This window comes from Streptococcus parasanguinis (assembly GCF_040908565.1).
GTDB lineage: Bacteria > Bacillota > Bacilli > Lactobacillales > Streptococcaceae > Streptococcus > Streptococcus parasanguinis_AC.
In genome coordinates, this window is record NZ_JBDGEA010000001.1 from 125,277 (window position 1) to 143,676 (window position 18,400).

Sequence of the window (18,400 nt, forward strand, 5' to 3'; positions counted from 1 at the left end):
ATTATACCATGAGATCTTCGAGAGGATCTGTCGTTTTCCTGAAATTATCGATGTCTACCGTAGGAATTTCAGAATCTATGTCGGCACGATCAAAGTGTAAAGTTGCCTTATCTTCCGTTTTCTTAAACCTTGGCATTTCTTTGATCATTGTTGGTAGTTCAGAAATAATTGTTTGGTAAACCTTTTTAGGATCATTTTTGAACTCATTTTTTAATTGAGATTCTCGTTGGTCGATGATTTTATTCAGTTCATCCATATCAGGAGCCGACCATTGAAAATCCATTTCAAATTCATAGGAGGAATCATTGGCGGCTGATAGTTTAAATTGAGAATGATCATACCAAGGTTTTATCATGGTATCCCAATATGCATCTGCAATGGCTTTTATCTCTTTTTCTGTTGGAGTATAATAAATATCTATATACTTCCAATTATCCTTGATATTTTCGATCAAACGGTCTCTGATGTTTTCCTCCACCCTCTTTTTTAATAATTTTTGACCAACCTTATTGACCTCTGAGAAGTTGGAATTGTTAGAAGGAGTAGTGAAATTAGACTCCGCTTTGGTATCCGAATAAATATCAGTGTAGACTAACTTGTATTTTGTGTCCGGCTTACCGGCAAACCAGAAGCCGTATTTATCATCTCGTTTATCTTCTAATTCTAAGATGGCTTGTTTTTTATTATTCTGATCTAAAATTTTAAGTTCATTACTAGATATAGAGTGAACGTCATCAATTGAAAACTCGACGTAATAACGATTTTCAGCCTCTTTGAAATTTTTTGCTGGATGTTTAGCGTCCATATGGCCATTTATTTCAGACTTTATAGAAACATGAGGACTAAACTCAAAAAGAGTAGGTATGGGATAGAAATTAAAAAATGCAATGAGGCCAATAACGATTGAAATAGCAGCAATGATTAAGATTTTCTTTATCTTCATTTCGCCTCCTTACTTATCAAACTTCACTTCCTCAAGCAAGTACTCGATGAATTTTTCTCCCATTTTTGAGAGGGCTGTTTTTTCATGTTTGATGTAGACCAGCTCGATCGGGTCTTCGATATCAAGGGGAATGGAGACGATGTTATTCCCGTTGAGATTGCTGTTGAGGATCCCGGTCGCAATGGTGTAGCCATCCAGACCAATCAAGAGATTAAAGAGGGTCGCCCGGTCACTGACGACGATGGATTTCTTATGATGCTCTTGAGAGAGGATCTCTTCTGAGAAGTAGAAGGAGTTATGGGTTCCTTGGTCATAGCTAAGGTATGGGAAATCTTCCAGATCAGACAAGTGGACAATCTCTTTCTTGGCAAGAGGATTGGTCTTGCTGACAAAGATATGAGGTTGCGCTGTAAAGAGGTGGGTGGCAATCAGGTGATTATCATCTAGCATCTTAGAGAGGACATCCCGGTTGTAGCTATTCAAAAAGAGGACGCCAACTTCGCTTCGGAAATTCTTGACGTCATCGATGATCTCCCAAGTCCGCGTCTCCCGTAGGAAGAGCTCGTATTTTTCCATGTCGCTTTTCTTCAATAGTGAAACGAAGGCCTCAACAACGAAGGCGTAGTGCTGTGAAGAGACACTGAAAAGCTCACGAGAACCCACAGGATTTTTATAGCGCTCGGACAAGAGGTCAATCTGCTCCACCACCTGGCGGGCATAAGAGAGGAACTCCATCCCATCGCGGGTCAAAGTGATCCCTTTAGGATTCCGGATAAAGATTTCAATTCCCATCTCATTTTCCAAGTCCTTAACGGCATTGGAAAGGCTAGGTTGCGTGATGAAGAGTTGTTTTGCGGCCTCATTCATAGAGCCGGTTTCGACGATTTTGATAATGTATTGTAATTGTTGTATTCTCATGCTTTTATTTTAACATAAAATAGCGCGTTTTTCCCGTAAAATGTGGTCTTTCAAGGACTGTATGAGAGAATAAGACAGGCTGAGGTAGGTAATAGGAAGTAGGCTAGATCGAATAATTAAAAATAGAAAATTGGAAACAAAATCTCCATCTGAGGACTGATTTTGATGGAAAATTACAGTTTTGCCTTGCTTAAGGTGAGAGCTGATTGATAGAATGGTAAAAAATTGATTGAGGAGAACATATGAAAAAACTAGTTTCCTGGTATAAGAAAAAGGATAAGGATTTGGAAACGCATTTCACAGCCGGTCTGTTACAGATCAATTTTGTGACCAATGCTCTGATTCTATTAGCCTTTTACATCTATTTGGTCATTAGTCAGTCGATCTATGCTCTATCGGATCCATTTATCCAATTTAGTTTTTGGGAGATCATTGCCTTTACCATGAAGATCTTGCCCTACGGTCTAACCGTAGCACTCTTTATTCCCAATATTTTTGTCATCATTTATGGGATCGGTCGGTGGTCTAGCCTCCAGTTCAAAGAAGCAGAGGAAGAAGCTCTCAAAGATCCGGATTTGTTTGAAGATGGAGGGCCAAAGGAAGGAGAAGGGACAAGAGAAGATGACGCATTCCTTATGAAAGAAAGGCAAGAATCACCTAGTCCTAAGCCTGTCAAAAAGAAAAAGCAACAGCCTACAATTGTTCTTTGGTTTGGTCTCTTTGGTTGCTTTCTCGAAGCGATTTTCATTTACATCGTCAAGGAAATGACCTTTTACGAATGGAATGAGCCTTTGATCAATTCTCAGAAGCATGCCCTGATTTGGTCAGGTGCCTATCCAACCTTCTTTACCTTTGCAGCTCTTACTTTACTAGCCTTGATTATCTATTCCTACCGGGATGCGAACTCTCTCTCGCCGTTAGCAAATGTCTTCTGCATCAGTGGCATTCTAGGAGGTGTGGTTCTTCTCTTAGTTTTCGATAATCAACTGCAGGTAGCAAGTTTTCACACCTTTTTCTTATTGATCTATTCCATTCATCTCTTGTGGGTTCGTATCAGGGAGTGGCAGCAAGATCGAACAGAGACAGGATATGAGAATCGTCTACTTCAATGGCTCCATCAGCTCTTAAATAAGTCGCGTAACTGGCCTTGGTTAGCGGTCCTTGTCGCTCTTCCAACCCTTGCTCTCGTCGTCCTTATTCTCATGCTCTTTGGGCAGCAACCGGATTCCATGATCAAGGCCTGGACGAACACAGCTGACTGGGCCTTCTCTCAAAAGATCCCTCCTCAGAATCTTATCATTGATGAGCACTATCTCTGTACGGTTGCGGCTGGTGGGCATGAAAAAGTTGTAAAGCCCCAGCGGATGGGCGTCCGCCACGGTCATCCAGTCGTTGTCAATCGTCAGCTTTGTATTGCCAATGCCTTTGAACAGGTACTAGAAGAAAAGACGCCACGATTCCATCGCTTCTTGCGTCGCAATTATGACCGCTATGGTTATCCCTTTGCCAAACATATCAAGAAGAAATGGGCTATGGACCTGATCTATTACCTGATGAAACCTTTGGAATGGCTCTTTTTACTGGTTCTTTATCTAGTCGATCGCAAGCCTGAAAACCGAATCGCCATGCAATACATCAAACCGATCCCAGAAGATTTTGATCCCAGGAAAGCTTCTTAAGTCACCGATTTCTACTTGACAAGCGACCAGTAGCGCGATATAATGAAAAAAATTTAACCTTTAAGGGGTCCAGAGAGGCCTGCAAGGAAAGACAGAAAAAAGATCAGCGGACCGAGTCTAGCTGATCATTTGTGGGACCTTGCTTTTGCGAGGTCTTTTTTGCTGGAAGAAAGAAGAGGAAACCAATGGTCAGTGACAGCTGTAAGAAACGGTTTGGAAAAATTATGATGGAAGACATGGAGTTAATCGCTCAAGAAGAGATTGCGCCACGGATTTTTTCAATGGTCTTGAAGGGGGAAATGGTGGAACAGATGTTGCCGGGCCAGTTTCTCCATATCCGTGTACCGGATGACTCCAAGCTCCTTCGCCGTCCCATTTCTATCTCAGAAATTGATCTAGACAGCCAGACCTGTCGCCTCATTTATCGGGTAGAAGGAGGCGGAACGGCCATCTTTTCTCACTTGCCTGTCGGTAGCTACCTTAGTGTCATGGGGCCTCAAGGAAATGGCTTTGACCTAAAAGATCTTGGTCAAGGGGCGCGTGCTTTGATCATCGGTGGCGGGATTGGAGTGCCTCCCTTGGTCCAAGTGGCCAAACAACTCCACCAACAAGGTGTGGAAGTTAAAGTGGTTGTTGGTTTTGCGACCAAAGAAGCCGTCATTTTGGAAGAAGAGCTTTCTCAGGTAGCTCATGTCACTGTGACAACTGACGATGGATCTTATGGCACAAAGGGATATGTCTCCACCATCGTTGACCAGATGGACCAGGAGTTTGATGCCATCTATTCCTGTGGGGCCCCTGGCATGCTCAAATATGTAAATGCAAAATTCCATGACCATCCTCGGGCCTACATTTCCATGGAATCCCGCATGGCTTGTGGGATGGGAGCTTGTTATGCCTGCGTGGTGCATCTGGAAAATGCAAGCCAAGCAGCCAATAAGCGCGTGTGTGAAGACGGACCGGTCTTTGAAACTGGTACAATTGTGATGTAGGAGGACCGTATGACAGCAAATCGACTAGCCGTATCCTTACCAGGATTAGACTTGAAAAATCCCATTATTCCAGCTTCTGGCTGTTTTGGCTTTGGCCAAGAATACGCCAAATACTATGATTTAGATCTGCTTGGATCCATTATGATCAAGGCGACGACTGCTGAGGCTCGCTTTGGAAATCCGACACCACGTGTTGCTGAGACTCCTGCAGGCATGCTTAATGCCATTGGTCTCCAAAATCCAGGCGTAGACGTTGTCCTAGCAGAGAAACTCCCTTGGTTGGCCCAGCATTATCCAGATTTACCGATTATCGCCAACGTAGCTGGCTTCTCTAACGAAGAGTATGCGACGGTATCTCGGAAGATCTCGCAAGCACCAAATGTCAAAGCGATTGAACTCAATATCTCTTGTCCAAACGTAGACCATGGCAACAACGGCCTCTTAATCGGGCAGGTTCCCGAGTTAGCCTATGCGGCTGTGAAAGCGGCGGTAGATGCTTCCTCCGTCCCTGTCTATGTTAAGTTGACTCCTAGTGTGGCTGATATTACCCAAGTAGCCAAGGCTGCTGAAGATGCAGGAGCGAGTGGTTTGACCATGATTAACACTTTGGTCGGGATGCGCTTCGACCTCAAGACCGGCAAACCGATCATTGCAAATGGTACGGGAGGGATGTCAGGACCAGCTATCTTCCCAGTAGCCTTGAAACTCATCCGCCAAGTAGCCCAATCCACTAGCCTGCCCATTATTGGAATGGGAGGTGTCGATTCAGCCGAAGCGGCAATTGAAATGATGATAGCAGGTGCTTCAGCAATTGGAGTTGGAACTGCTAATTTTACCGATCCTTATGCTTGTCCAACTATTATCGAAGACCTGCCACAGGTCATGGATCGATATGGTATTGACACCCTTAAGAACTTCCGAAAACATGTACGGGAAAATCTACTCTAAATCCTTGACTTTTCCCAAATATCGTACTACAATAAATAAAAACCTTTAAAGCAGTCCAGAGAGGCTCCTAAGGTCTAGACGGTGAATCATGGTAGTTTTTCCTACCTAATTTTCGTGTAACCTTGCCTCGGGCAAGGTTTTTTTGTGGAAAAAATGTCACCCATCAAAAGGAGAAAACCATGCGTGAAGAACGTCCTATTATTGCCCTTGACTTCCCAGCTTTCGAGGATGTCAAACACTTTTTAGAGCATTTTCCAGAAGATGAAAAACTATTTGTAAAAATCGGTATGGAATTTTTCTATGCAGTAGGTCCTGAAATTGTACACTACCTAAAAGGGCTTGGACACAGTATCTTCCTTGATTTAAAATTGCACGATATCCCAAATACAGTCAAATCAGCTATGTCTGTATTGGGTACTTTCGGAGTGGATATGGTGACGGTTCACGCAGCTGGTGGTGTAGAGATGATGCGCGAAGCCAAAGCAGCTCTTGGTGAAGGAGCTAAGTTGGTAGCCGTAACCCAGTTGACTTCGACCAGTGAAGAAGACATGCGTGATTGCCAAAACATACAAACAACGGTTCAAGAATCAGTCGTTAATTATGCCCGTAAGGCGCAAGAAGCTGGCTTGGACGGCGTGGTCTGTTCAGCCCATGAAGTAGCCTTGATTAAAGATGCCACTTCATCAGATTTTGTCTGTGTGACACCAGGGATTCGTCCTGCTGGAGCTGAAATCGGCGACCAAAAACGGGTTATGACGCCACAAGAAGCCCATAAAATTGGATCAGACTATATTGTTGTTGGACGCCCCATTATTCAAGCAGAAAACCCATGGGACGCTTACCATGAAATTAAGAGGCAGTGGAACTCGTAAGAGCTACTAAAAGTGAAACTTTTGTAGCTCTACGGGAAGTCCGATAGGATCTTCCCTAACGAGTTCACTAGATTAGAAGAAAGAAAAATATCGTTTCTTTCTTCTAATCGTCGGAATAGTATGGTCTACTAAAAGTGGAATTTTTGTAGCTCTACGGGAAGTCCTATAGGACTTTCCCTAACGCATTCACTAGATTTAGAGGATAAAAATAATCGTTTTATCCTCTAAATCGTCGGAATACCAATCGCTACTAAAAGTCTTACTTTTGTAGTTTCACGGGAGGTCCCATGGGACCTTTCCTAAACTATTCACTAACTTAGTTGAAAGAAAAATATCGTTTCTTTCAACTAAGTGTCGGAATACGTGTCGCTACTAAAAGTGGAACTTTTGTAGCTCTACGGGAAGTCCTATGGGACCTTCCCTAACTTACTCACTAACCTGTAAAGTTGTTCTTTAAATCTGTTTTGGATTTAATTCGTATATGATTAAAATCGTAAAAAGGAGTTATCATGTCATTAGCTAAAGATATTGCCAGCCATCTTCTAAAAATTGAAGCCGTTTATTTGAAACCAGAAGAACCTTTTACTTGGGCTTCTGGGATCAAGTCCCCTATTTATACGGATAACCGCGTGACCCTTGCTTATCCAGAAACTCGTACCTTGATTGAGAATGGATTCGTGGATAAAATCAAGGAAGCTTTCCCTGAAGTAGAAGTGATTGCAGGGACAGCAACTGCGGGGATTCCTCATGGAGCCATTATTGCGGACAAAATGAACCTTCCTTTTGCCTACATCCGTAGCAAACCAAAAGATCATGGTGCTGGAAACCAAATCGAAGGCCGTGTACCGCAAGGTCAAAAGATGGTTGTGGTTGAAGATTTGATTTCTACTGGTGGTTCTGTTTTGGATGCTGTCGCAGCTGCGAAACGTGAAGGAGCAGACGTCCTTGGTGTAGTAGCGATCTTTACTTACCAATTGGAAAAAGCTGATAAGAAATTTGCGGAAGCTGGCGTTCAACTCGAAACCTTGTCAAACTACACAGAATTGATTCATTTAGCAGAAGAACAGGGCTACATTACTTCTGAAGGTTTGGAACTGTTGCGTCGTTTCAAGGAAAACCAAGAAACTTGGCAAGACAAATAATATAACTGAGAGTGGGACAGAAATCGGTAATTCGTTAGAATTCGATTACGTCGTCCCACCTCCGCACAGTTGAGTAGGGCTGTAAAAGCTGATGAAATAAGCGTAGTAGAGCCCACTCAACCACTGCGTCTTGCTCGACAATCCAAAGACAATTGAGAGGCTAGGACTTTTGTCCCAGCTTCTTTTTTATACTCTTTTCACTAGTTGGTGGTTAACTTGAAACCCAAAGTAAAATCCGGTATGATAGTAGTAATTGTATTTATGTATGAAGAAATAACTATTTTTAAGGGAGAATAAGATGACAAAAGAACATTATTTGCAAATGAAGAAGCAGGGTAGGGTCTGGTTTACCGTCAATATCATCATCAGCTTGATTGCTATTACAGGAGGAATTTTAGTGATCATTAGTAAATCGCGCCACATTCCGTTTTTGCTGATGTCTCTGGGTGCAATCACCTTAATGAATCAAGTTTTAATTACCCCTGCTTTCAACGCTAAAAAAGAAGCTGAGGAAGCACATCCAGAGTGGAAGGAATTATCCACTAAAGATTCTAAAATACCTGTGGAAGATTTGCAGAAAGGGATTCTCATATCAGCTCTAGCTCTTCTGATTGTCATTATTGGTTTTTTCATGTTCTATCGTCCTCTTCCGACAACAGATGCAGGAACTGAAGTAATCAAAACCTATCGCGAGATTCAGTCTGTTCCGGAAAGTTCAACAGATAAAGAATCTAGCACGGTCTCTAATTTAACACCACAGGATGTTCAAACCTTACAAGAATTGAAAGAGGATATCGAATCAAACACACCATCAGATTCACCATCACTGGATATCAACAAAGCAAAAGATCTTGCTGAAAAGGCACAGCAACAAAATTGGTTGAAAAGAGGAGAATAAGGATTCCTCTTCTTTACATTCTTGATAGATTTATAGGAGATTTTAATTGATAAAGTTAAATTCATTAGTATATTTAGTTTCTTTGGATGCAAGGGATTACTATCTAGATACGAGGTCAAACGATATATATGTTCAAACTGCGATTCCTTCAAAAGCAGTTGACTTTACTAGTTTTGTTCCCATGGCGAGCCTCTTTTTATTAAATTTAAACTCGTATCTAAATCCAAATAGTAGTAGCTTCAGTCGAATCATTTATATTCTTTTAGCCTTAATTTTGATGATTCTACTTTTTGAAATGTTGTTAAATCAAAAAAAGACGGAAGACTTTAAAGAATTTGATATCAATACATTAGTTTTCAAAGAGTTATTTATTGGTCATCTAAAAACAAATATTGGTGTGAAACTTCTTTTAGGATTGTCAATGGTTCCTGTTACTGTTACTGTGCTGACAAACTATTTAAATACAGGAAATTATTCTTCCTATGGGATTGGATTGATTACTTTTGGTGGGTTCTATTTGGCTATTATTCACTGTCGATTATTGAAACAATTTTTATTATTGAGAAAGATCACGCGCAAAAAATAAATTGGAAAAGTAAAGAGGATTTTCAATGCTCAAAAAAGGAACATGTTTTAATATCAGTTTGAATGGGAAAAGGCCTCTCTGGGGATTCTTTTTGTTAGTGACCGATCAGGGAGAAGAATTCATCGTCAAACGCAATAGTAAAATCCCTTTCGACAAGTACCGAAAAGTGTACCAGACCAACCATTCGTTTAAAGATCAAATTTTTTTAAAGAAAGCACCAAACAATCTTTCGGCCGTCATTGGTGTTCCACTAGGTTTGTTATTAGCAAGAACATTCAGAAAGATCCTTCCCATGGACCTTTTCTTTGGAAAACCGAATCTTGATTTGGATGTTAGAGAAGGAGTGGTGAACGTTCTTCTATTTCTTCTTGCTGTCATCGTCACTTTATGGTTGGTCACTATTGCCAGATATGTACAGTTGAAATGGTTTGTTGAAAAAAATGGAGCGAAGCTAGAAGTAGTAGGTCAGATAAAACCAGTAGAGTATCTTCAAAAAACAGCAAATGGAACTGAGGTGTGGTGAATGCGAAAAATGCGAAAACGTCAATTGTTTGCCCTTATTTGTTTAAGTACACTCGTCCTATTTTTAGCGTATTTTGTTCAAATGCGCTTGTTTTTGGTCTTGATTTTATGTTTAATTGTGATCTTATTTTTTAGAGGACTCGAATTCACAGAGCCTCGGGAAATAGAGTTTGATTTCAAGGAAGATTGCAAATTTAAGTAATTTTCATCCAAAAAACATAGTAAATAAATTTATTTGGAGCTGTTATGATCAAATTAGTGAAAGAAAGATTACCAAAAAATGTAAAAAAGTTTCTTATCGCACTGGTTGTGCTTATAGGTATACTTTTTATTGCTTATAAAGGATATGTTGCTTATTTTGTAGAGCCCTATTCTCAAATATACTTGAAACAAAAGATAAGTAAATATGAATTCTTAGAGGATGGAAAAGCGATTGTAGTCAAGTGGGATTATGATAATCCAATTGACCATTGGTTAACTACTTCAAGTAAAGAGGTATTTCAAGGAACTCGTCTCATAGGTGAGAAGAAAATTGTACAAGAATATAAAAAGCTTAAATATATAAATCCAGTTAGTTCTAATCCCCAAGGGCAGGAATATTGGGGGATTACAGTTTATGATACTCAAAATCAAAAGCTGACTTCAAAAGATTATAATGTTTTTAAACTGGTGAGAGAATATAATAAAAACTTCGTTCCCATTAGATTAGGAAACGTCATATATACGAGTAGTGGAGAGACCTTACTTGATATTTATATTCAGAAATTAGAAAGTTCAGACCCGCTCCTTCAAAAATCCATCAATTTAGATACTGGGAAGCTGGTTGATTCTGGAAAAGAACAAGATAGTAATAAAGAGCAGCAAAACTCTTTTAAAATTTCTAGACAATTAAGCTTATTACGCCCTGATTCGCGTTATCATATAGCAGACAGAACGATTTTAAATCTATCTAAATCTAATTATCATTTTCCTTCAGAAGCAAAAATGTGGACTACGTATCCAAAAGCAGCAGAAATATTGTCTGAGAAAGAATCCATGATTGGCATTTTAGGTAAGGAATCGGATTTAGAAGAATATTTATCAATTCTTAAACTTTTCGCTAAAGAAGGAAAAAATTTATTTTCGGATGTGGCAATTCCTGCAGAGTATTCTGTAGATGGTAAGGAACATGTCGTGAATAGCCAGGAAGAATTTTACCGCTATTACAAGTATAGGTAATTTAAATACTTATGTGTGTATAACCAAGTCTATATTCACTGATTAACTAAGAAATAATAAGATCAGTCAAAAACAGCAGAAATGCTGTTTTTTTGATATAATGGACCTATGTTATTGAAAAGTAAACGTATTCTATTTGAGATGCTTCATGTTGTCATGTTGCTAGTGATGGTCCACTGGTTCTTGATCAGTGTGACCTATCTGAGAGAGAGTTCATGGTTTGCCACTTTAGGTGCTGGATTGCTATTTCTGCTAGCCTGGTTGAAACGCGATGGGGTAAAAAGAGCCATTGCTTGGTTGACCCGTCATAAAAAAGGCTTTTTGCTTGGCGCGATCATCTGTCAGTTAATCTTTATGATTTGTGCAGAGCTTTTGATCCGTCGGGATGCTGCGGTTGTTTTTAAGGGAGCTTTTGATCTTCTTAAGAAATCTTCCATCACTAACTACCTCAGTCGTAATCCCAATAACATTCCACTCTTTCTCTATGAAAAGTTTTTCTATCTTTTATTCGGCTCTAGCGGTTTGTGGGTTATGCAGGCTCTCAATATACTCTATGTCAATCTGGGTGCTGTCCTCTTGTACAAACTTTCCCAGAATCATTTCAATCAGAAAACAGCTGATCTAGTTTATCTCTTTTATGTCAGCTTGATCTGTTACTCGCCTTATTTCTATTCCATGTATACAGACATTCCTCCGCTTCCTTTGATCGCTCTTCAATTGTGGTGGGCCTTGGATCTCTTAAAGGAAGACCAAGCAGGAATCTCCTGGAAGAAGATGTTTGGTTTAGGGATTTTATCCGGCGTGACCATGTTGATTCGTCCAACGACGATTATTATCATGATTGCCTTTTGGGCTGTGCTCTTCTTTAGAGGAAACTGGAAGGCCTTTGGCAAGATTGCTACGGTGACCGTGATGATGACGGGCTTTGTCTTTGCAGGATTGAATACAGCGGTCAATCATCAAACAGTTGTACCAATCTTGAAACAAGAAGGTTTGGCCAAAGGACCACTCTTGTTTATCAATCTGGGCTTGACAGATATGGGGCATAACCAAGAAGATATGAAAGATGGCTTGCTAGCTTATATTGATAAGGATAAACGCTCAGACTACAACAATGGCCTCTTTAAAAAAGAAAATGTGATCAAAGAAATCAAGCGCCGTCTCAAAGAGTATGGACCTGTCGGTTTGATCGGTCATATCTACTACAAGCAATCTTTGACGGTAGCAGAAGGGACCCTCGGTTGGCTTTACCGAGATGTAGAGTATGAGAAGACACCTTATATTAATCCTCTCTATGCGCCACTGACTAAAAACAATGGTCTGGCTAAATGGGTGAGAACCTATTTCCTCAGCACGGATCGCCCGCAGTACAAGTATTATGAGTTTGTGAAACAGCTGATCTGGATCGTCTTGTCAGCTGGCTTGCTTGGGGCTTATCTCAAGCGTCGAGATACAGATGCCTTCAATTTCCTTTCCTTAGCGGTCTTTGGCGGTTTGCTCTTCTTAACCATCTTTGAAGGTGGGAAGACCCGCTACCTCATCCAATTCTTGCCACAAATTTTGCTAGTGGCTTCGATCGGTCTAGCAGGATTCAGCAAGAAAGAAAATACATAAAAACTCTCGCTTGTTTAACAGGCAGAAAAAGAGGTTGGATAAAATGGTCCAGCCTCTTTTTTATCCAGTGGATCTGTATCAAATGTGGTATAATAAAAGATAAGAATTTATTGGATAGCGGAGAGTTTCCATGCAACATTCCCCCTGGCATGAAGCCATCAAATCCCATCTTCCGGAAGGGTATTTTCATCAGATTAATGACTTTATGAATGAGGTCTATAGCAAAGGAGTGGTCTATCCACCTCGTGACAAGGTCTTCAAGGCCTTGCAGACGACTGAGATGGATCAGGTCAAGGTCTTGATCCTAGGCCAGGATCCCTACCACGGACCGGATCAAGCGCAGGGCTTAAGTTTTTCTGTGCCAGATCATGTCCCAGCTCCCCCTTCTTTGCAAAATATTCTCAAAGAATTGCGCTCAGATATCGGAGAGAAGCGGTCCCATGATCTGACCTCCTGGGCGGAGCAAGGGGTGCTCTTGCTCAATGCCTGCTTGACGGTTCCTGCTGGTCAGGCTAATGGTCATGCGGGACAAATTTGGGAGCCATTCACAGATGCTGTGATCAAGGTGGTCAATGAGTTGGAGGAGCCAGTTGTCTTTATCCTCTGGGGATCTTACGCTCGTAAGAAAAAGCCTCTGATTACCCACGATCGACATTTGGTCCTTGAATCAGCTCACCCAAGTCCCTTATCGGCCTACCGAGGATTCTTTGGTACCCAACCCTTTTCAAAAACCAATCAATTTTTGACAGAGGCGGGACGCGAGCCGATTGATTGGTTAAGATAGGAGAAAGAAATGCCACAATTAGCAACGATTTGTTATATCGACAATGGGAAAGAATTTCTCATGTTGCATCGCAATAAAAAGCCCAATGATGTCCATGAAGGTAAATGGATCGGAGTGGGTGGAAAATTAGAACGCGGGGAAACCCCACAGGAGTGTGCTTCCCGTGAAATTTTTGAGGAGACGGGCCTTAGAGCCAAGCCAGTCTTGAAAGGGATCATTACCTTTCCTGAGTTTACTCCAGATCTAGACTGGTACACCTATGTCTTCAAGGTGACTGAGTTTGAAGGGGATCTCATCGAGTGTAACGAGGGAACCTTGGAGTGGGTACCTTACGATCAAGTCCTCTCAAAACCAACCTGGGAAGGGGACCACACTTTTGTCGAGTGGTTGTTAGAGGATAAACCCTTCTTTTCAGCAATGTTTCGCTATGATGGGGATCGCTTGCTAGAGACCCATGTCGATTTTTATGAATAAAGGAGAATGCAATGGTTGTCATTAAAAATGGTCGTGTCATGGATCCAAAGACCGGTTTGGATCAAGTCTGTGACCTTCGCATCGAAGGAAAGAAAATTGTAGAGATCGCTGAGAATCTCCCAACGGATGGAGAAGAGGTGCTAGATGCCTCAGGTCTAGTGGTAGCTCCTGGTTTGATCGATGTGCACGTGCATTTTCGTGAACCCGGGCAAACCCATAAAGAAGATATCCATACGGGTGCTTTAGCAGCAGCTGCGGGTGGTTTTACTCGAGTGGTCATGATGGCCAATACCAATCCGACCATTTCAGATATTGCTACCTTAGAGGAAGTCATAGCTTCTGCAGCCAAGGAAAATCTCCACATTCATACGGTTGCGACGGTGACCAAGAATTTTGACGGTCAAAACTTGACAGATTTTGAAGGCCTGCTCAAGGCTGGTGCGGCAGGTTTTTCAGATGATGGGATTCCCCTTCAAAGCACCATGGTTGTCCGCCAAGCCTTGGAAGAAGCTAAGCGTCTAGGAACTTTTATTAGTCTGCATGAAGAAGACCCTGAGTTGAATGGCATTCTTGGGTTGAATGAAAACATTGCCAAGGAACACTTCCATGTCTGTGGAGCGACGGGTGTAGCTGAATACTCAATGGCAGCGCGGGATGCCATGATTGCCCATGCGACAGGTGCTCACCTTCATATCCAACACCTTTCCAAGGAAGAAAGTGTCAAGGTTGTGGAATTTGCCCAAGGATTAGGAGCTCATGTGACGGCAGAAGTAGCGCCCCAACACTTTTCAAAAACAGAAAGTCTGCTCTTGACTAAAGGAAGCAATGCCAAGATGAACCCACCCCTTCGCTTGGAATCAGATCGTCTAGCAGTGATTGAAGGCTTGAAGTCAGGCGTCATCTCCGTGATTGCGACAGACCACGCGCCTCACCATGCGGATGAGAAGAATGTTCCTGATATTACCAAGGCACCATCTGGAATGACCGGTCTTGAAACCTCACTTTCTCTTGGTTTGACCTACTTGGTCCATGCAGGACATCTGAGCCTAATGCAATTGCTAGAAAAGATGTCCTATAATCCAGCACGTCTCTATGATTTTGATGCCGGCTATATTGCTGTGGATGGACCAGCAGATTTGACCCTCTTTGATCCGGAAGCAGATCGTCTGGTATCGGATCATTTCGCTTCAAAAGCTGGAAATTCACCATTTGTGGGTGAAACATTAAAAGGGAAAGTTGCTTATACTATCTGTGATGGACAAGTGATTTTTCAAGGATAAGCGATCGTATTCATATGAATCTTAAAAAAATGATGCAAGGCTTGGTTTTCTTTTTAACCAGCCTTCTTGTCTTTGTCTTTCTATTTCGTGCTTTGCTACCAACTGCGTCTCCTCGTATGACCAAGCCCAAAACGGCTGCGAAAGAAATCACCTATACTTATGTAGCTCTAGGGGATTCACTGACCGAAGGAGTAGGGAATAGCACCAAGCAAGGGGGCTTTGTCCCCATCCTTGCCCAAAGCCTATCCAATGAAAATGACGGCCAGTATCAGCCTGTCAACTATGGAGTAGCTGGAAATACAAGCGCTCAGATCTTAGATCGTCTCAAGAAGCAAACAGATCTTCAGAAGGATCTCAAAAAGGCGCGTGTCATGACCTTAACGGTTGGGGGAAATGATCTGCGCAAAGTTGTTGTCGATCATCTGAGTGATTTTTCTCTGTCAGATATCCAAAAGCCGCTCAAGAATTATACAGCGAACCTCAAAGAAATTATTACAAAGGCCAGAAAGGACAATCCCCATCTTCCCATTTATGTAGTGGGGATCTACAATCCTCTTTACCTGAATTTTCCTGAATTAACTAGTATCCAGACGGCTGTAGATCGTTGGAATGAGACGACGGAAGAAACCATCGCGCAATATGATCAAGTCTATTTCGTCCCGATCAATGATCTGCTCTATAAAGGAATTGATGGCAAAATGGGCGTATCAGAAATCAGTGACGGGAAGACAACCGTTATCAATGATGCCCTGTATGAAGAGGATAGTTTCCACCCTAACAATACGGGCTATGAAAAGATGAAACAAGCAATATTGGAGAAAATCAATGCCACGAAGAAAACTTGGAGTCAAAAATAATCCCATCAAAGAGAAGGTCCCCTTCCTTCAAAAAATCAATATTTGGAAATGGTTGTTTTTAGGCTTGGTCAGCCTTCTCTTAGCCTTCGCTATAGTTGTGCAAGGACGCTTAGCGATGCCAAGAGAAGATGTTAGTCAGCTTCATCAAACAGCTGGCACCAAAGATGTCAAAGTTGGAACTATGACAACGACTCGTGATCAACTCAATGATACCATCAAATCGCTTCTGAAAAAATATAAGCTGTCCGACTACAAGGTCTATGCAGACAATCAGCAAATCCTATTAGAAGGGCAGTTGAGTCTCTTGGGGAAGGATTATCCCTTATACATTTACTTTCAACCATCCAAATTGGAAAATGGGAATATTCTCTTGACGGTGAAGGATTTTTCAGTTGGAACCTTTCAAATTCCACAAAGGATGGTCTTGCAGCTCTTGAGTAAAAATAAAAATATCCCAAAATTTGTTCAGATCTCACCCAAGCAGTCTACCATCACCATTGTATTGCCAGAAATTGACAATGACTTTGGAATCTATGTCAAGGCCAATACCATCGATCTCTATAATGACAAGATCGTTTTTGATTTGTATCAGAAGAAGTAGGGCGAAAGAGGCTATTCAAATTGAATTCACAATCATCTTAAAAAATTTCCTTAGGTTCAATAATTCCGAGTGCTAGAAACAACCGTGTTTCTAGCACTTTTCTCACGGCGGAAAGTTTCATTACATGATGTGTTTGAGTGAGCATAATAGTATATGTCATTATAAATTTTTTAATAGCACCTAGGTTTTCTTATACAAAAACAGGCTGTCTATAGTCTAATTAGAATTGAAAACTTTATTTTGTTTCTATTCAAAAAATTCAGAATATTACAGAAAATTCTTGACATTGTTTTTTCCCTATGCTAAAATACTAAACAAGACATTGAACAAAGGAGAAAGTCAAACATGAAAACAGCTAAGTTTATTCAATTTGCTTTGTTGTTGAGGTATAAGGGCTAGTGCAGAAGCATTAGTCCTGTTTGGCTTACCAAGCGGGCAAAAACATCTCGCTTGGTTGACCGAGTGAGATGTTTTTCTTTATATCCACTACATAGAAATGAGGAGACCCTATGCGTAAAGTTGAATTTTTAGATACCAGCCTTCGGGATGGCGAACAGACTCCGGGAGTTAATTTCTCTATCAAAGAAAAGATTGCCATTGCAAAACAATTGGAAAAATGGGGTATTTCTGCTATTGAAGCAGGTTTTCCTGCAGCAAGTCCGGATTCCTTCACAGCTGTACAGGAAATTGCAAAGGTCTTAACCAAGACAGCTGTAACTGGCCTAGCTCGTTCTGTCAAATCAGATATTGATGCTTGTTATGAAGCCTTAAAGGATGCCAAGTATCCGCAAGTTCACGTCTTTATCGCAACCAGTCCTATTCACCGTGAGTTTAAACTCAACAAGACCAAGGAAGAAATTCTTGAAGCCATTAAAGAGCACGTTTCATATGCGCGTTCAAAGTTTGAGGTTGTGGAGTTCTCACCAGAAGATGCGACACGAACCGAATTGGATTTCCTCTTGCAAGTCGTTCAGACTGCGGTCGATGCGGGGGCTAGCTACATCAATATTCCTGATACAGTCGGTTTCACAACACCAGCAGAGTATGGCGCGATTTTCAAATACTTGATCGACCATGTCAAGACGGACCGCAAGATTATCTATTCACCTCATTGCCATGATGATCTAGGAATGGCAGTAGCGAATAGCCTCGCTGCTGTCAAAAATGGGGCCCGCCGTGTGGAAGGGACCATCAATGGGATTGGTGAACGGGCTGGAAATGCAGCGCTTGAAGAAGTAGCGGTCGCTCTTAATATTCGCGAAGACTATTACCAGGTGGAGAGTCCGATTGTGCTCAATGAAACCATCAATACTTCTGAGTTGGTTTCTCGTTACTCTGGGATTCCAATTCCTAAAAACAAGGCGGTTGTTGGTGGCAATGCCTTCTCACACGAGTCTGGGATTCACCAAGATGGGGTCCTTAAAAACCCGCTTACCTATGAAATCATCACGCCTGAGTTGGTGGGTGTCAAGAGCAATAGCCTCCCTCTTGGAAAATTGTCCGGTCGCCATGCCTTTGTCGAAAAATTGCATGAGTTGGGACTTGAATTCACAGAAGAAGACATCAAGCAATTATTTGCTAAATTCAAATCTTTGGCAGACAAGAAACACGAAATCACAGATGCCGATATCCGCGCCCTTGTTGCCGGTACTGCAGTGGAAAATCCAGAAGGATTCCAATTTAATGACCTCCGCTTGAGCACCAATGCAGACGAAACAATTACAGCAGCAGTTAGCCTCAGCAATGAAGAAGGGGAAGTGCTTGAGTTCCTTGCCAATGGTCAAGGGTCGGTTGAAGCCATCTTTAATGCGATTGATAAATTCTTCAACCAAACTGTTCGCTTGACCTCTTATAATATCGATGCGGTGACAGATGGGATCGATGCTCAAGCCCGTGTCTTGGTATCCGTGGAAAATGTCGACACAGATACGATTTTCAATGCTTCTGGTTTGGACTTCGACGTATTAAAAGCCTCTGCCATCGCTTATATCAATGCCAACACGCTGGTTCAAAAAGAGAATGCGGGTGAAATGGGACGAGCTGTCTCTTACCGTGATCTTCCACAAGCCTAA

18 protein-coding genes are annotated in these 18,400 nt (G+C 41.6%); 16 read left to right on the forward strand and 2 right to left on the reverse strand.

The window, feature by feature from the left end:
- Position 1: 1 nt before the first annotated feature.
- Both AB5Y61_RS00715 and AB5Y61_RS00720 read right to left on the reverse strand, forming a co-directional pair.
- Entirely contained in the window at positions 2-943 is a 942-nt protein-coding gene (locus tag AB5Y61_RS00715; protein WP_368402628.1) for a hypothetical protein, read from the reverse strand.
- Positions 944-952: 9 nt separating this feature from the next.
- Positions 953-1,861: a LysR family transcriptional regulator gene (locus tag AB5Y61_RS00720; RefSeq protein WP_003003594.1), complete on the reverse strand. Its 909-nt coding sequence runs from the start codon at positions 1,859-1,861 to the stop codon at positions 953-955.
- A gap of 242 nt (positions 1,862-2,103) precedes the next feature.
- On the opposite strand from AB5Y61_RS00720, the gene AB5Y61_RS00725 reads away from it, so the two are divergent.
- The 16 genes from AB5Y61_RS00725 (at position 2,104) to AB5Y61_RS00800 (ending at position 18,400) form a co-directional block, all read left to right on the forward strand.
- A complete protein-coding gene (locus AB5Y61_RS00725) occupies positions 2,104-3,540 on the forward strand; it encodes a DUF6688 domain-containing protein (protein WP_368402630.1) in 1,437 nt (478 codons plus the stop codon).
- Positions 3,541-3,725: 185 nt separating this feature from the next.
- Positions 3,726-4,532 carry a dihydroorotate dehydrogenase electron transfer subunit gene (locus tag AB5Y61_RS00730; RefSeq protein WP_368402631.1) on the forward strand — a complete coding sequence of 269 codons (807 nt, stop codon included), beginning with the start codon at positions 3,726-3,728 and terminating at the stop codon, positions 4,530-4,532.
- A gap of 9 nt (positions 4,533-4,541) precedes the next feature.
- A complete protein-coding gene (locus AB5Y61_RS00735; protein ID WP_368402632.1) occupies positions 4,542-5,480 on the forward strand; it encodes a dihydroorotate dehydrogenase in 939 nt (312 codons plus the stop codon).
- 179 nt (positions 5,481-5,659) lie between these two features.
- Complete coding sequence (pyrF, locus tag AB5Y61_RS00740; protein WP_003011715.1) at positions 5,660-6,352, forward strand: orotidine-5'-phosphate decarboxylase; 693 nt, start codon at positions 5,660-5,662, stop codon at positions 6,350-6,352.
- A gap of 509 nt (positions 6,353-6,861) precedes the next feature.
- Positions 6,862-7,494: an orotate phosphoribosyltransferase gene (gene pyrE, locus AB5Y61_RS00745; RefSeq protein WP_003014772.1), complete on the forward strand. Its 633-nt coding sequence runs from the start codon at positions 6,862-6,864 to the stop codon at positions 7,492-7,494.
- A gap of 298 nt (positions 7,495-7,792) precedes the next feature.
- The gene (locus AB5Y61_RS00750) at positions 7,793-8,392 is read left to right on the forward strand and encodes a hypothetical protein (protein ID WP_368402634.1); all 600 of its coding nucleotides are present in this window, start codon (positions 7,793-7,795) and stop codon (positions 8,390-8,392) included.
- 46 nt (positions 8,393-8,438) lie between these two features.
- The gene (locus AB5Y61_RS00755; RefSeq protein ID WP_368402635.1) at positions 8,439-8,978 is read left to right on the forward strand and encodes a hypothetical protein; all 540 of its coding nucleotides are present in this window, start codon (positions 8,439-8,441) and stop codon (positions 8,976-8,978) included.
- A gap of 25 nt (positions 8,979-9,003) precedes the next feature.
- Entirely contained in the window at positions 9,004-9,501 is a 498-nt protein-coding gene (locus AB5Y61_RS00760) for a hypothetical protein (RefSeq protein ID WP_368402636.1), read from the forward strand.
- Positions 9,502-9,746: 245 nt separating this feature from the next.
- Positions 9,747-10,718, forward strand: coding sequence for a hypothetical protein (locus AB5Y61_RS00765; RefSeq protein ID WP_368402637.1), 972 nt, complete (start codon positions 9,747-9,749; stop codon positions 10,716-10,718).
- A gap of 108 nt (positions 10,719-10,826) precedes the next feature.
- Positions 10,827-12,332, forward strand: a complete 1,506-nt coding sequence (locus AB5Y61_RS00770; RefSeq protein ID WP_368402638.1) for a glycosyltransferase family 39 protein — start codon at positions 10,827-10,829, stop codon at positions 12,330-12,332.
- A gap of 130 nt (positions 12,333-12,462) precedes the next feature.
- Entirely contained in the window at positions 12,463-13,116 is a 654-nt protein-coding gene (locus AB5Y61_RS00775; protein WP_009730942.1) for a uracil-DNA glycosylase, read from the forward strand.
- Between the two features lie 9 nt (positions 13,117-13,125).
- Positions 13,126-13,590, forward strand: coding sequence for an NUDIX hydrolase (locus AB5Y61_RS00780; protein WP_368402639.1), 465 nt, complete (start codon positions 13,126-13,128; stop codon positions 13,588-13,590).
- An 11-nt stretch (positions 13,591-13,601) separates the two neighbouring features.
- On the forward strand, positions 13,602-14,870 hold the full coding sequence (locus tag AB5Y61_RS00785) for a dihydroorotase (RefSeq protein WP_368402640.1): 1,269 nt from the start codon (positions 13,602-13,604) through the stop codon (positions 14,868-14,870).
- Between the two features lie 14 nt (positions 14,871-14,884).
- Positions 14,885-15,727, forward strand: a complete 843-nt coding sequence (locus AB5Y61_RS00790) for an SGNH/GDSL hydrolase family protein (RefSeq protein ID WP_368402641.1) — start codon at positions 14,885-14,887, stop codon at positions 15,725-15,727.
- Positions 15,696-16,328, forward strand: a complete 633-nt coding sequence (locus tag AB5Y61_RS00795) for a YpmS family protein (protein WP_134974481.1) — start codon at positions 15,696-15,698, stop codon at positions 16,326-16,328. The genes AB5Y61_RS00790 and AB5Y61_RS00795 overlap by 32 nt, the downstream gene beginning before the upstream one ends.
- A 509-nt stretch (positions 16,329-16,837) precedes the next feature.
- Positions 16,838-18,400, forward strand: a complete 1,563-nt coding sequence (locus tag AB5Y61_RS00800; protein WP_368402642.1) for a 2-isopropylmalate synthase — start codon at positions 16,838-16,840, stop codon at positions 18,398-18,400.